The sequence below is a fragment of the Aetokthonos hydrillicola CCALA 1050 genome (assembly GCF_017591665.1).
Classification (GTDB): Bacteria; Cyanobacteriota; Cyanobacteriia; order Cyanobacteriales; family Nostocaceae; genus Aetokthonos; species Aetokthonos hydrillicola.
In genome coordinates this window covers 23,781-37,978 of sequence record NZ_JAAKGC010000028.1, presented here as the reverse complement: position 1 = coordinate 37,978, position 14,198 = coordinate 23,781, and the positions used below count along the sequence as shown (strand labels likewise).

Sequence of the window (14,198 nt, the reverse complement as noted above, 5' to 3'; positions counted from 1 at the left end):
CTTGTTTGAGTGGTTATCGACTTGATATTGGCTTGAGGAAGATCCTGTGTAGGAAGCGTTCTAGAGAGAATTATTTGTTTACCACTCAAGATATTCGTCGTCCATAGATGTACGGAAAAAGAACATGCAACCTCCTGTTGTGTAAGGTGCGTGAGATGAACCTGGCTCTGAACGAATATAATCAAAAGCACCATAAACTTCATCCCCTACTACCAAATCGCCTTCTAACATATATATTTCCTCGCTTGCTGCATGACGATGTAGGGGATAGTGGGCTCCTGGCTCTGCGCGTAGCACTCCCACAATCTCCCGCTTAATTAAATCAGTATGAAAAATGCTGATTTCTACACCAGAGACAGTGTGGGGTTGCCATTGAATATCTTGGTAACGTACTGCGATCTTCGGTTCTACAATGCTTTCTGGTAATACGTTCTGTTTGATTGGAGACTTTAACTCTTCGAGTTCCAAATTGGCAAACAACTGAGCTTTCAAATTTGTAGCCATTGGTACAATGGGCGCACTGTAGGGAATTGCTGTTGCTGCTATCTCGTACTCAGCTAATTCTTCGGCTAATTCTGGAGATTCTGCTAACTGTTGTTCAACCCAACTTTTTTCTGCCTCACTTAGTAAATCCAGCACATAAAGTGGAGCTAGTTCACAGAAACAGTAATTTTCGGTATTCATGCTTGGGATTATTTAGCCTTTAATCAAAAATTATAAAAAAATTGACTTACACAAATATTTAATCTTCAACGTCAACAGCCAGCTTCAACTTTCTCAAGCCTAACCTAATTCTCGTCTTGACAGTACCCAAGGAAATACCAGTTCGAGCGGAAATCTCAGTATGTGTTAAACCTTGATAGTAAGCTAACTCAATGACTAAACGTTGTTCATTCGGTAAAAGTTTCAATGCTGATAAAACGCGATCGCGACGTTCCCTAATTTGAATATCTTCAATTAGATCTACGCTCTGATCTGGGATTTGGATTTCACAAAGCTCAGTTAAAACTGGAGAAGATGGTAAATTTCGCTGGAGTTTCCGGAGTCGATCCAAAATTCGGCTGCGAGTTAGTACAAACAACCAAGCATCGACTCTAGCCTTTGTAGGATCGTAGCGTTCAGCAATCCGCCACACCTGCGCAAAAACATCTAGAACGACTTCTTCACTTTCTTCGACAGACTGTAGGCTTTTAAACGCCATAGAATAAATTACCCTAGCGTAGCGATCGTACAATTGAGATAAAGCACTTTGGTCACGTTTAGTGATTCTGTTGATGAGTAAGACATCATCTGCTACAGGTGGGGCATCCATTTAAGGTTTAAATAATTTCCTTCACTAGGAAGTATAATGAAAATATGGTGGAAAATTAACAACCCAGCACAATGCGATACATTCAAGGTGCGTTACGGCTTAGCAAGAGTACACGCTACAGTTAATTTACATTTCTTTACATCCATCACCGAATCATTTGTCGCTGAATTTCAATAAAGCATCTGGTGTAATAAGAGAGCCTAAATTGGGAATTATATTTTTGTGACAGGAGTCGCGCGTCCAAACATCATGCGTGAAAAATACCGTCTTGAATGTATTCAAAAAAGCTAATGCCTAATTTACGAGTAGTGTCTACAAGGGACATAAAAAAGAAAAGCTCAAAGATATGGGGTAGGAAATTAACCTGCCTTATCTTTTTAGCGATCGCAATTAATTCTTTTGAAGACTATGCCCTAGCCCAAATCAAACCAGATAACACCTTAAGCAATAATTCCAAAGTCTCTATCCAAGGCACAACAAGCCTAATTGAGGGGGGTACTCAGCGTGGAAATAATTTATTCCACAGTTTTACAACGTTTTCTGTTCCTGGTGGCAACACAGCATACTTCAATAATAGTCCTACCATTACCAACATCTTCAGCCGTGTAACAGGAGGATTTGCCTCAGAGATTGATGGTATACTCAGAGCAAACGGGGCAGCTAACCTGTTTTTGCTCAATCCCAATGGAATTCTGTTTGGTCCTAATGCCTCTTTGAATATAGGGGGTTCATTTCTTGCAAGTACAGCTAATAGTTTTGTATTTTCTGATGGAACTCAGTTTAGTGCAACGACTCCTCAAACCACACCACTGCTAACTGTAAATGTTCCGATTGGTTTACAATTTGGATATAACCCAGGCAACATTGTTGTGAAAGGACAAGGTCAATCTTTAGGATTGAATGGTACAACTAGTAGCTTTGATAACTTTGTAGGTTTGGAAGTCAAGCCAGGAAAAACGTTGGCGCTAATAGGGGGTAATGTCCAGTTAGATGGTGGGTTATTACAAGCTCCAGGGGGTCATGTTCAATTGGGAGGTTTAAGTGAAGCCGGGACAGTCATCTTTCAAGAGAATGGCAGTTTCGTTTTTCCCACGGGTGTCATACCATCTGATGTTTCGGTAGTTAACAAATCTGGTGTGAACGTGCTTGATAGTAGTAGTGGTAGTATTTCAATCAATGCACACAACATAGATATTTCTGGAGCTAGCCTTCTGAGTAGTGGAATAACAAGCAATTTGGGAGCGGTTGGCAACCAAGCAGGAGATATTACACTTAATGGAACAGGAAATATCACCATCAAAGGAAGCAGAATTGAAAACGTTGCTAACTCCGATGGTAATAGCGGGAATATTAACGTAACAGCTGGCTCATTGTCTTTAAGTGATAACTCAACATTAGATGCTACTGCAGCTGGGCAAGGCAATGGAGGTAAAGTGAATATCAATGTTCGTGGTAGCGTCTTTCTTGACAACAGTCAAGTAACTAGCTTAATGGCTGGAAGTGTGGGGAAGGGTGGTGATATCAATATCAATACTGGCTCATTATTGGTGACTAACGAGGCATTTCTGGCAACCGATGTGTATCCTGGAACACAAGGAAATGCAGGTAGTGTAAACATTAATGCTCAGGGTGCGGTTACGTTTGATGGTGGTTTTATATTCAGTAGGTTAGGAGCAGGAGCGATAGGTAGGGCTGGAGATATCAATATTACAGCAAAATCTGTGACTGTAACTGGTGTACCTCTAGATATTCAAGTCTATAATATTGGGCAATTGGATACTTTGACCTTTGGACAAGGCAATGCAGGCAACGTAACTATCAAAGCTAGTGATAGTGTAACCTTTAGTGGAAAAGGCAGTGATATATTTGCTCAATTCGCTGGTGATATAGCAATGGGTAATGCCGGAACTATTACAATCGACAGCAAAGTGTTATCGATAAGCAATCATGCTCGATTGGTTGCTTCTTCAGAAGGAAACGGAAATCCAGGAAATATTATCATCAACACGGGAAAATTGTTGCTGAACAATGGTTCTATAACAACTGGCTCTCCTAGAACATCGGGAGGTAGTATTGATATCAAAGCAGCGATTTTATTGCTACGAAACAGTGGTCAGATAGTTACTAGTGCTATTGATGCTAGTCAATTTCGCGGTGGCAGCGTAAGTATTCAAAGTGACAATTTAGTATTAATAGATAACAGCTTTATCACTTCTAATGCGAGAAACAGCTTCGGTGGGAACGTGATTATCAACACAGAGGGATTACTTATCTCAAATGATAGTAAAATTACTGCTATTGGTGGTGACGCTGAAATAGGTGGAAATCCAAGCCTATCGGGCAAGGTGGAAATCAAAACGCAGGCAAATACTGACCCTACTTATGGGTTAGCCAAACTTGCAACACAGCTAGTTGATGTGAGTACGCTAATTGCTCAAGGCTGTTCAGCCAATAGAAGTCATATAAATGCCAGTAGTTTTGTTGCCACAGGGCGGGGGGGAATACCGCAAAATCCCACACAGGAAGTGAGCAAAGATAGAGAAGCGCTGCTGCCGTTGGCAGATCGTCCGTGGTCTGATATTCGCGATCTAACTTCACACCATAAAACAGGCAGTACCACTACCCAAATCCCTCAATTTCCAGAAACTCTTGTCCAAGCTACTTCCTGGCATCGTCGTGCCGATGGCAAAATTGAGTTAATTGCAGATCCATTTCCGGTAAATATTCAGCCGCAGTTAACTTGTGCAGCACTTCCCAAAGTTAATTAAATCTCTAAGCTCACCCTAATATGCTGCACAATGTGTTCTGGAGTGTCGGAAATATCTACCTTAATTGCATCAGTTGGTTCTTCTAAAATGTCAAACTGGCTTTGAAGAAGTTCTGCCGACATATAGTGATGGCGACGAGATCGCAACCGTTGTTCAATTTCTTGAAAAGATCCTTTAAGGTAAACTATTTTAATTCGTTCTTTATCCAATACAAGCATCTGGCGATAGCTGGCTTTCAGCGCTGAACAAGCCAGCACGACATTTTTATTTTCTTGTAACCATTGTTTGATTGCTGCTTGCAAATCCTGTAACCAAGGCATTCTATCAGCATCAGTCAAGGGAATACCATTTCGCATTTTCTCAATATTCTCTTGGGAATGAAATGAGTCAGCGTCACTAAATTCCCAGTGTAGCGAGTCTGCTAACTGTTTACCAATGGTGGATTTGCCAGAACCAGAAACGCCTATTACAAGAATAATCATGAGTACATAGCGCCAAGGTGCAAAGACATATTAGCGCATTTCAGAGAAACTGAAGAAACACAACAATTTTATGCGATAAACGGGTCTAATATATTAGTAGGAAAATAATTACTACTAAATGGTAGCAAAATGAACGTCGAAAAGATATCCATCTCTTTACCAGTATTTTTGGTAGAGTTTATTGAAAATTATAAGCAGAACAGGGGATGCAAGTCTCGATCCCAAGTCATTGAAGAAGCATTGGAGTTATTGAGGAATAGAGAATTAGAAGAATCTTATCGACAAGCATCTGCTGAGATCGATTCCACTTGGGATATAACAGTTGCGGATGGATTAGCCGATGAAGCGTGGTGACATTTTCTACGCAGATCTTAGCCCTACTGTGGGTTCAGAAATAGATAAACGTCGTCCAGTGCTGATCATTAGTAATGATGCTAATAACCGTGCCGCTACCACAGTCACGGTTTTACCTCTTACATCAAATGTAAACCGTGTCTATCCTTTTGAGGTTTTGCTTAGTCCAGAAGATAGTGGTTTACCCAAACCATCTAAAGTACAAGCGCAGCAGATACGTACTATTTCTAAAGAGCGAATTGCTAGTGAAGTAATAGGTAGTCTCAACAAAGAGTTGATGGTACTGGTAGATGCTGCTGTAAAGCTGCATTTAGGATTGCTGTGAGATCTTGCAAAGAAGAGCCCCACGTTTCTAAACGTGGGTACATAAAACTCTATTGCAGAAACTCACGAGGATCTGTCACATAACCAGTAAGTGCAGAAGCAGCAGCGGTGTAGGGAGAAGCAAGATAAATACCAGCTTCTTTATTTCCCATGCGTCCGGGGAAGTTGCGGTTCGTGGTGGAGACGCAAACTTCTGGCTCATTGACTCTTCCAAAGGTGTCTTTGGGACCACCGAGACAAGCAGCGCAGGATGGTGCTGCCGGTTCTATGCAACCTGCTTCTAGGAAGATTTCTGAGAGGGTTTGTCCTTCGTACTTAAGTTTAAACAGATCTTCGTATACTTTTTGCGTAGCAGGTACTAAGTAGGTAGGAACTTTTACCTTACGACCTTTGAGAATTTGAGCGGCGTTGAAAAAGTCTGTTGTTTTACCGCCAGTGCAGGAACCAATATAAACCCTGTCAATCTTGACATCGCTGCATTCTCGTGCTAAAGCGCGGTTGTCTGGAGAGTGGGGTTTGGCGACTACTGGCTCTAGTTGAGAGACATCGTAGTGGCGATCGCTATAAAATTTAGCATCAGGATCTGTGTAAACTGCCTCAAATGGCTTATCGGTACGAGTTCTCAGATATTCAAATGTAGTTTCATCAGGTGCTATGACGCCGTTTTTACCACCTGCTTCAATAACCATGTTGCATAAAGTCATCCGTTCTTCCATCGTCATGCGTTGGATGGATTCTCCTGCAAATTCCATTGTTCGGTAAGTTGCACCTGCAACACCAATATCTCCAATAATTTGCAAAATCAAATCTTTTGCTAACAAGTAAGGAGGCAATTCACCATCCAACACAAAGCGCATGGTAGCAGGAACTTTAATTAAAAGCTTACCAGTACCCATAATAAAGCCAGCATCTGTGTTGCCTATCCCTGTAGCAAATTCACCGAAAGCACCAGCATTACAGGTATGAGAGTCTGTACCAAATAAAACTTCTCCTGGTCGGGTGTGACCTTCTTGGGCTAGGGCGATGTGGCAAACGCCTTTATAATCTGGGTTGGCTTTAAAGTTGCTTCTATCGGTAATGTCGTAAAAGTATTTAATCCCTTGTTGCTGAGCAAAATCCCGCAAAATATCTACGTTGCGGTTAGCGCGTTCATCAGCAGTGAAAATATAATGGTCAGGAATTAACACTATCTTGTCTGGATCCCAAACTTTCGCGTCTGCTCCAAACTCGCGTTCGAAAACCCCAATAGTTCCTGGTCCGCAGACATCGTGTGTCATTAGCACATCAACATCAACCCAAATATTTTCTCCTGGTGTCACTACCGACCGACCAGAAGCTTTTGCCAAGATTTTTTCAGTGAGGGTCATACCCATAGTGCTAGTGTTCCTCTCTCTTCAAGACAAGCTTGTGAACTACCCTGTTTTTACCACATCAAAATATTATACAAGTTATCTCTTAAAAAAGGAGTCAGGAGTCAGAATTCAGAAGTCAGGAGATAGACAGACAACGTGCTTGTCCTTTGATAGTGAATTTATTCATGTCATGCTATGCTCCCCTGTAGATGATGGAGATTTAAACCCCCTTTACTCATCTACTCATCATTCTGACTCCTGGCTCCTGACTCCTGAATTCTTGTTGTTAAAATTTGCATGGTGCCAAACCTAAATAACGGATACCTTCTGGGGTAACATCAAAACGACAGGGTAACACTTCTAAACCTAGCGCGATCGCAGAGCGTAATAGTTGACCATAGATAGGATCAAACGCATCACCAGGAGCAAACTCAGTACAATCACCGCGATTAATGAAGTAAAGCATCACCGCACGACTTCCAGGGATCAGCGCTGTTAGTTCACGTATATGTTTTTGTCCACGGGTTGTTTCTGTGTCGGGAAATAAAGCTAATTTCCCCTCCGCCAGCGTGGTATTTTTAACTTCGAGATAAATATGGTGAATATTTCCGGTTAGTGGAGATTCGTGAGATAACAAAAAATCTACGCGACTTTTTTTATCTTGTCCATAAGGAACCTCACCCCGAACTTGGCTATAATCACCCAATTCTGGGAAAAGGTGTTTTTCCAAAGCTATCTTAATTATGCGATTAGGCAAAGCTGTATTTATACCTACCCAAGTTGGATCGTTATCATGCACTTGAATTAATTCCAGTGTATAAGGCAGTTTCCGGGTAGGATTATCACTTAAAGATAACTGCACCGCACTCCCAGGAGTTGATACCCCTGTCATTGGTCCTGTATTCGGACAGTGTGCTGTTACCACTTCCCCTGAAGTGAGTTCAACATCAGCAAAAAACCTTTTGTACCGTCTTACCAAGATACCAGAATACAAGGATGGGTAGCGGTAAATATAGTCAGTCATCTTACCCATTGCCCCATGCCCCATGCCCATTGCCCATTGCCCATTGCCCATTGCCCCATGCCCATTGCCTTTATATTATGAAATACAGCTTTGAGTTTCGTCCTTATCAGCGTAAGTTTAAACAACCACTTGCAACCAGTCACGGTTTATGGGAAGTGAGGGAAGGTATTATTATTCGGTTAACAGACAAAACAGGTCGTGTGGGTTTTGGTGAGATTGCTCCTTTAACATGGTTTGGATCTGAAAGCTTGGAACAAGCACTTGAATTCTGCGCTCAATTACCATTAGAAATAACAAAAGATGATGTGTTTGCTGTTCCCTCACATTTACCTTGTTGTCAGTTTGGCTTAGAGTCAGCTTGGGAAGAAGTGACCTACCCTCTGGGTAGAGGGAGCAGGGTTGAATATGGACATCAGATGATATCCTATCTTCAAACCAGCAAATTGCAGCCACTCGAATCAATTAGCTTCAGTGGTTTGCTACCATCAGGCAAAGCGGCTTTGCATGAGTGGAGAACACTTTGGAATCAAGGTTATTGTACTTTTAAGTGGAAAATTGGCATTGCACCACTTGCAGATGAGCTAGAAGTTTTTTATGAGTTGGTAAAAGCATTGCCAAGTGATGCAAAGCTGCGGTTAGATGCTAACGGTGGACTGAGCTTTATAGAAGCTGTTGAATGGCTAAAAGTGTGCGATGGTATAGAATTTCTGGAACAGCCTCTAGCTGTTAGTGAATTTGATGCTATGCTTGATCTGAGTAGACAATACTCAACGAAGCTCGCTTTGGATGAATCAGTCGCTAACTTCCAGCAGTTACAAGTATGTTATCAAAGGGGTTGGCGAGGTATTTTTGTGATTAAACCAGCTATATTTGGTTCTCCAAAGCTTTTACGTCAGTTCTGTGGTAATCACGAGATAGACGCTGTTTTTTCAACTGTATTTGAAACGCCGATTGGTAGACGCTTTGGGCTAAAACTTACTGCTGAACTTACCAAAAATGATCGTGCAGCTGGTTTTGGTGTAGCTCATTGGTTTGCGGAAGATGATCTTAATAATGAGGATCGTAATACGCCATTCACTACAACGGAAGATTAAGATCAAGTAACTGGTTCATTCCAATAAATGCTATGAATGATGAATTCTACAATAGGGGATTAGAAAAAGCTAATACAAAAGATTATACTGGAGCTATTGAGGATTTTACCCGTGCTTTGGAGTTGGATCCTTATTTTGTTGAGGCTTATTTTCAAAGAGGATTGGCTTATTACGACTCCGGCGAAGTTCTTAAGGCTGTTTTTGATTATACAGAAGCTTTGAAACTAAATCCCCAAAGTGTCGAGGCTTACTATTGTAGAGCTTTAGCAAGGGTGGGGTTAAAAAATCTACCAGGAGCATTGGAAGATGTTGATCAAGCTATTCGTCGCAATTCTAATTATGCAGCGGCTTACAATTTAAAAGGGATAGTACGCCGTAAGCAAGGATTCATTCAAGATGCGATCGCCAACTTCAAGAAAGCTGCTGAATTATACTTAGAGCAAAAAGATAAAGAGAACTGTCAGGAATGTCTAGACAAGATTAAGCAGTTACAACCAACAGAAAAAACAGTTGTCCTTGAGCAATGGACTTACAAGCCTGCACGTATCATATCAGAAAAGGAATATTTCACTCAGTTACTAGAAAAGGCAGAAAGGGGAAATGTTCAACAGGCAATGGAAGATTTAGACTGGGCATTAAAGGTTGATCCACAAGATGCTCAAGCTTATTGCTGTCGCGGGGTTGTGCACTGCAAGCTGGGAAATTATCAAAAAGCGATCTCGGACTTTAATCAAGCGCTACTGTTAAATTTTCAAGATGCCATTGTCTATCGTAATCGAGGAAAGGCGCGTTTTCAATTAGGGGATTATCGAGGAGCACTTGCAGATTTTAACTGTGCGCTCCAAACGCAACCAGAAGATGTGTTGCTGTATATTGCTAGAGGAAATGTCTTTCGTGCCATGGGGAATTATCACGCTGCAATTAAAGATTATACCCAGGCACTGCAAATTAATCCTGATGAGGCTCAAATTTACTACAATCGCGGTATGGCTTATTCCTGTATAGAAGAAATACAACGTGCTGTTGAAGATTATCAGTATGCTGCAAGTATTTTTTGTGAAAAAGAAGACTGGGAAAATTACCAACAAGTCTTAGATAGTCTCAAAAAAATTCAATTTACTAACTCCGATTCTAGCAAAGCAACTTATAACGTGTTACGCCAGCGTTTGCTGAGACTAGTTGGTGGACATTGGGAAATTGCTCAACGACTTATTACACAAGCAAAAAGTTACTATCCAGGAATGCCAGAGGAATGGTATATAGAAAAGGTTATTCACGACTTGGAGCGCGATCGTGAAAACTGAATGCGCCGCCAAAAAATTAGCAACCCTTTGACAACTAGTTGCCAAAATTGACAATCCCACGATTGATAGCCGTGGGATTCTTGGCAAATGGGTACTAAAAATCCCCGCATTATAAAATGCGAGGATTTTTACTAAAAATTACGCGAGCGCCGCAATTTTTACATCGTTATTAGCGAGTAGCTCTTGCAACTCTTCAGCATCAACTGTTTCTTTTTCCACTAGTATTTCTGAAAGTTGATCAAGAATGTGGCGGTTATTCACCAATACATCTTTAGCTCTTTCATAAGCTGTGTCTACAAGCTTGCGGACTTCTTCATCAATTGCAGCAGCAGTTTCTTCAGAAAAGTCACGTTCTGCCATGATATCGCGACCCAGGAACATATTACCTTGTTGACGACCAAGGGCAACTGGACCTAAGCGATCGCTCATCCCATAACGTGTTACCATTTGACGGGCTGTACGAGCTACTTGTTGCAAATCACTAGAAGCACCAGTGGTGACTTCTTCTTCACCAAAGATTAATTCTTCAGCAACACGACCACCCAAAGCTACCGCCATCTGATTTTCTAAATAAGAGCGGCTGAACAAACCGGTATCCATCCGATCTTCACTAGGCGTAAACCAAGTTAAACCACCTGCACGACCACGAGGAATAATGCTAATCTTTTGCACAGGGTCGTAGTCTGGCATCAATGCACCTACTAGAGCGTGACCTGCTTCATGATATGCTACTAAGGTTTTGCGCTTTTCGCTCATTACGCGGTCTTTCTTCTCTGGACCAGCTAATACGCGGTCAATGGCATCATTGATTTCATCCATGGAGATTTCGGTTAAATTCCGCCGTGCTGCTAAAATTGCGGCTTCATTCAACAGGTTAGAAAGATCTGCACCTGTAAATCCAGGAGTACGACGGGCAATCCTTTCTAAATCTACATCTTTCCCTAAAGTTTTGCCACGGGCGTGAACTTTAAGAATTTCCACTCTTCCACCGTAGTCTGGGCGATCTACGACAACTTGACGGTCAAAACGACCAGGACGCAGCAATGCAGCATCGAGAACGTCAGGACGGTTCGTCGCAGCAATGATAATGATACCAGTATTGCCTTCAAAGCCATCCATTTCTGTAAGCAACTGGTTTAGGGTTTGTTCACGCTCATCGTTACCACCACCTAAACCTGCACCTCTCTGGCGACCTACAGCATCAATTTCATCTATGAAGACGATACAAGGTGCATTGGCTTTTGCTTGCTCGAATAAGTCGCGGACGCGGGAAGCACCCACACCTACGAACATTTCCACAAACTCTGAACCAGAGATAGAGAAGAATGGAACACCTGCTTCTCCTGCTACAGCACGTGCTAGTAGGGTTTTACCAGTTCCAGGAGGACCGACTAACAGTACACCTTTAGGAATTTTTGCCCCAACAGCAGTGAAGCGATCGGCGTTTTTCAGAAAATCTACGACTTCATTAAGTTCCAACTTAGCTTGGTCGATTCCTGCAACGTCGCCAAATGTTACCTGGGTTTGTGGCTCCATTTGTACTCTAGCTTTCGACTTACCGAAGTTCATCGCTTGGCTACCAGGACCATTTTGCGCACGACGCAGTAAGAAGAATAGCCCAACTAGAAGCAATATAGGGAAAAATAAGCTGCTTGCTGCCTTAAACCAAAATCCATCATCAGTTTGAGGCAAAACACTGATATCTACACCTTTAGAAGACAGAGTATTTATCAAGTCGGGGTCATTGACTAAGGTTACTAGCTTTTTGCTACCATCCCTAGCTGTTACGAGCGCTGTAGACCGATCTGCACTAATACTGACTTTATCTACTTCGCGATTTTGAACTTTTTGTATAAACTGACTGTACCGCCAGGACTCTCTGCTTTGTGGTTGTTTGTCAAAAAACGCTGTACCAAGCGCTATGACAACAATAAACAGCAGTGCATACAGCCCCGCATTTCTCCATCGTTTATTATTCACTACCGATCTATCCTCCTACATTTGTTATCCGTTGGGACAGCGTTCTTAAGAATTATGTTAACTTATCTTAATTTATAGCAAATAATGCTCCTCTCATGCTAGAAAAAACTTTCGGAGTTGTAGAAAACTCCAATGGTAGGGATTATATTTTAGCGATCCTATGGGCATGATGACCGTATGAATCGGGACGAGTTCTACTACACTGTTGGTGTAGGCGATCGCCTCAAATCCTGAGACTAGCTCTGGCGTCCACGGTTCCTCCCTCACTGGTTGCTTCTCGATTTTCAGCCAATTGATAAGTTGCGATCGCACAACCCCTGGTAAAATTCCCGAAATTATTGGCGGAGTCCACCAACTCCCATCTCGCCATCCCCAAAGATTACCCGTGCTAGTTTCTAGCCAATTTCCTTGTGCATCTACCAGAATCGCCTCCTGGGTATCTAATTTTTGAGCACTCTCCTTTGCTAACCAAGGACCCAAATAATTTCCCGTTTTATGAGTAGGCAAAGACCGAGAATATTCCTGTCGTGCAAGCCAACACACGATACCATTATTCTGTTTTTTCGTCAAGTCTTTTGGTAAATATCTGCCAGTTATCCATTCTCGGCCATCAGGAAAAATTGTAATCCTCAGTACAGGGAAGTGGGCCATGATTAATTCACAGCCTTGACGCAACTTGACTTCATCTGGGGTTTGCCAACAGAAACTCTGCACGCTAAATCGTAGACGCTCATAATGTGCTTGCCAATTTGTTAAACGATTATTAAGGGAATTGCCATACACCCGTAGCGTTGTAAAAACGGTTGCACCATAAAGCAACCCTGGATCATCAATTGGTAATTCCAGAGTCCGAGAGTTAATTAATTTGCCATTGTACCAAAAAAGGGGATGAGCGATAAGAGATAAGGATTATAGTGTTTCACTTTAAGGTTAATACAATTATACCTGTTTCCCTACACACTACCCCCTACACCCTACACCCTACCCCCTAATTGTCATAGTTCCATCGGGATTAACGAGCACCTTTCCGCCTAATGCTTCAATTTTGCTGATGGCTCGATGCCGAGTTTTTTCATCGACTCCATTATTTAAAACCATCGTCCATCCTGCAATTTGAGCTTTTCTCAGGCTTGGATTCCTGTCAAGAAATTCAGTAGTTTTTTGAGAAAAGAATGCTACTTGTTTACTTTCCTCATCAGAATGCTTACTAGCCCAATCTGCAGATGTTGCAAAAGATTGCTTTGCGGCAGATGAATTTCCTGAAAATAATAATTCATCAATTCCTTTATAACGCCAGATATAGTAAGATTTTTTGGGAACCCAAGGGGATAATAGCTTTAAACCATCCTCCATCAAATTTATTGATCGTTCTGGCATACCGGCATATATCGAAGTACTAGTGGAAAGACTGAGATAAGCACTTATAAATCGAGGATCACGTTTTAGAATGACTTCAAAATATTCTGGGCTAAGGCCATAACCTGTTTTATCACGAATTTCATCATCTCCGAAATATTGTATGAAACTGAGATACATCCAATTTGCCATTAAATTATCATAACCAAAACTTGGCACTTTTTTTAAAAAGTTGAGACGTAACTTTTCTGAGTTAATCTCCTTTGCTAAAGTTTCTGACGAGGCAGTTGTGTTGCTCTTGAGTAATTTCTGCATACATGGAAATTGGAGCAACCCCAATCCTAATATGCAGAAACAAACAACAAAAGGGGTGATGAAGAATTGACGAGATAAAGCGAGCATTCTAGTTAAATGATAGATAGATCCAGACTTCCGGATATATATTTCCCGCATATCTTGCCAAAATAACAGTCTAAGCCAGAACCTAAAACCATCCACAGAATTTCCTTCAGGGAAGATTTTTCAAAAGCCAAAAGCACATTTTTATTTATCTCATGAAAGACTTACTGTAACAAGATTGTGAGCTATCGAACACGGAACATTCGAGATTTATCAGATTATGGTATCGAAATTACTTAGATTTACGCATTGACATCTTTAAAGGTTTCGACTTATTGTGTTTTGTCAATGATTAAATTCCAAGTTTTGAGCAATTCTTACATCTGTAAGTCTGCCAATCTTTGTTGTGGTTAGACGAAATCTCATGTTGCTTGAATTCGTTAAATACCACGGAATCAAACGTCATTTTTCAGGGTTCAGCCTCTACCTACGTGGAAGAGGAAAGCTCG

Annotated in this window: 14 protein-coding genes; 6 read left to right on the top strand and 8 right to left on the bottom strand. The window is 41.5% G+C overall.

From position 1 onward, the window contains the following. Nucleotides 1-78 precede the first annotated feature (78 nt). Both G4P69_RS16250 and G4P69_RS16245 read right to left on the bottom strand, forming a co-directional pair. Complete coding sequence (locus tag G4P69_RS16250; RefSeq protein WP_208338412.1) at nucleotides 79-684, bottom strand: cupin domain-containing protein; 606 nt, start codon at nucleotides 682-684, stop codon at nucleotides 79-81. Nucleotides 685-742: 58 nt separating this feature from the next. After that, nucleotides 743-1,312 (bottom strand): sigma-70 family RNA polymerase sigma factor, encoded by a 570-nt coding sequence (locus tag G4P69_RS16245; protein WP_208338411.1) that lies wholly within the window; start codon nucleotides 1,310-1,312, stop codon nucleotides 743-745. Nucleotides 1,313-1,348: 36 nt separating this feature from the next. Between G4P69_RS16245 and G4P69_RS16240 the strand changes: the two genes are divergently transcribed. Both G4P69_RS16240 and G4P69_RS16235 read left to right on the top strand, forming a co-directional pair. After that, complete coding sequence (locus tag G4P69_RS16240) at nucleotides 1,349-1,489, top strand: hypothetical protein (RefSeq protein ID WP_208338410.1); 141 nt, start codon at nucleotides 1,349-1,351, stop codon at nucleotides 1,487-1,489. Between the two features lie 113 nt (nucleotides 1,490-1,602). Then, on the top strand, nucleotides 1,603-4,080 hold the full coding sequence (locus G4P69_RS16235) for a two-partner secretion domain-containing protein (RefSeq protein ID WP_208338409.1): 2,478 nt from the start codon (nucleotides 1,603-1,605) through the stop codon (nucleotides 4,078-4,080). On the opposite strand, the gene G4P69_RS16230 is transcribed toward G4P69_RS16235, so the two are convergent. Then, a complete protein-coding gene (locus G4P69_RS16230) occupies nucleotides 4,077-4,562 on the bottom strand; it encodes a gluconokinase (RefSeq protein ID WP_208338408.1) in 486 nt (161 codons plus the stop codon). The genes G4P69_RS16235 and G4P69_RS16230 overlap by 4 nt on opposite strands. A gap of 129 nt (nucleotides 4,563-4,691) precedes the next feature. On the opposite strand from G4P69_RS16230, the gene G4P69_RS16225 reads away from it, so the two are divergent. Beyond that, nucleotides 4,692-4,916 (top strand): ribbon-helix-helix domain-containing protein, encoded by a 225-nt coding sequence (locus G4P69_RS16225; protein WP_208338407.1) that lies wholly within the window; start codon nucleotides 4,692-4,694, stop codon nucleotides 4,914-4,916. Beyond that, on the top strand, nucleotides 4,903-5,241 hold the full coding sequence (locus tag G4P69_RS16220; protein ID WP_208338406.1) for a type II toxin-antitoxin system PemK/MazF family toxin: 339 nt from the start codon (nucleotides 4,903-4,905) through the stop codon (nucleotides 5,239-5,241). The genes G4P69_RS16225 and G4P69_RS16220 overlap by 14 nt, the downstream gene beginning before the upstream one ends. 49 nt (nucleotides 5,242-5,290) lie before the next feature. Here the strand turns inward: G4P69_RS16220 and G4P69_RS16215 are convergent, their stop codons facing one another. After that, nucleotides 5,291-6,607: a 3-isopropylmalate dehydratase large subunit gene (locus tag G4P69_RS16215; RefSeq protein ID WP_243902069.1), complete on the bottom strand. Its 1,317-nt coding sequence runs from the start codon at nucleotides 6,605-6,607 to the stop codon at nucleotides 5,291-5,293. A gap of 271 nt (nucleotides 6,608-6,878) precedes the next feature. Further along, a complete protein-coding gene (gene sfsA / locus G4P69_RS16210; protein ID WP_208338547.1) occupies nucleotides 6,879-7,616 on the bottom strand; it encodes a DNA/RNA nuclease SfsA in 738 nt (245 codons plus the stop codon). Between the two features lie 77 nt (nucleotides 7,617-7,693). On the opposite strand from sfsA, the gene G4P69_RS16205 reads away from it, so the two are divergent. Both G4P69_RS16205 and G4P69_RS16200 read left to right on the top strand, forming a co-directional pair. Further along, on the top strand, nucleotides 7,694-8,710 hold the full coding sequence (locus G4P69_RS16205) for an o-succinylbenzoate synthase (protein ID WP_208338404.1): 1,017 nt from the start codon (nucleotides 7,694-7,696) through the stop codon (nucleotides 8,708-8,710). Between the two features lie 32 nt (nucleotides 8,711-8,742). Beyond that, a complete protein-coding gene (locus G4P69_RS16200; protein ID WP_208338403.1) occupies nucleotides 8,743-10,014 on the top strand; it encodes a tetratricopeptide repeat protein in 1,272 nt (423 codons plus the stop codon). Nucleotides 10,015-10,152: 138 nt separating this feature from the next. On the opposite strand, the gene ftsH3 is transcribed toward G4P69_RS16200, so the two are convergent. From ftsH3 to G4P69_RS16185, 3 genes are all read right to left on the bottom strand, one after another. Then, the gene (gene ftsH3 / locus G4P69_RS16195) at nucleotides 10,153-11,994 is read right to left on the bottom strand and encodes an ATP-dependent zinc metalloprotease FtsH (protein WP_208338402.1); all 1,842 of its coding nucleotides are present in this window, start codon (nucleotides 11,992-11,994) and stop codon (nucleotides 10,153-10,155) included. Between the two features lie 93 nt (nucleotides 11,995-12,087). After that, nucleotides 12,088-12,891 carry an aminotransferase class IV gene (locus tag G4P69_RS16190; protein ID WP_208338545.1) on the bottom strand — a complete coding sequence of 268 codons (804 nt, stop codon included), beginning with the start codon at nucleotides 12,889-12,891 and terminating at the stop codon, nucleotides 12,088-12,090. An 84-nt stretch (nucleotides 12,892-12,975) separates the two neighbouring features. Further along, a complete protein-coding gene (locus G4P69_RS16185) occupies nucleotides 12,976-13,752 on the bottom strand; it encodes a hypothetical protein (protein ID WP_208338544.1) in 777 nt (258 codons plus the stop codon). Nucleotides 13,753-14,198: the final 446 nt, after the last annotated feature.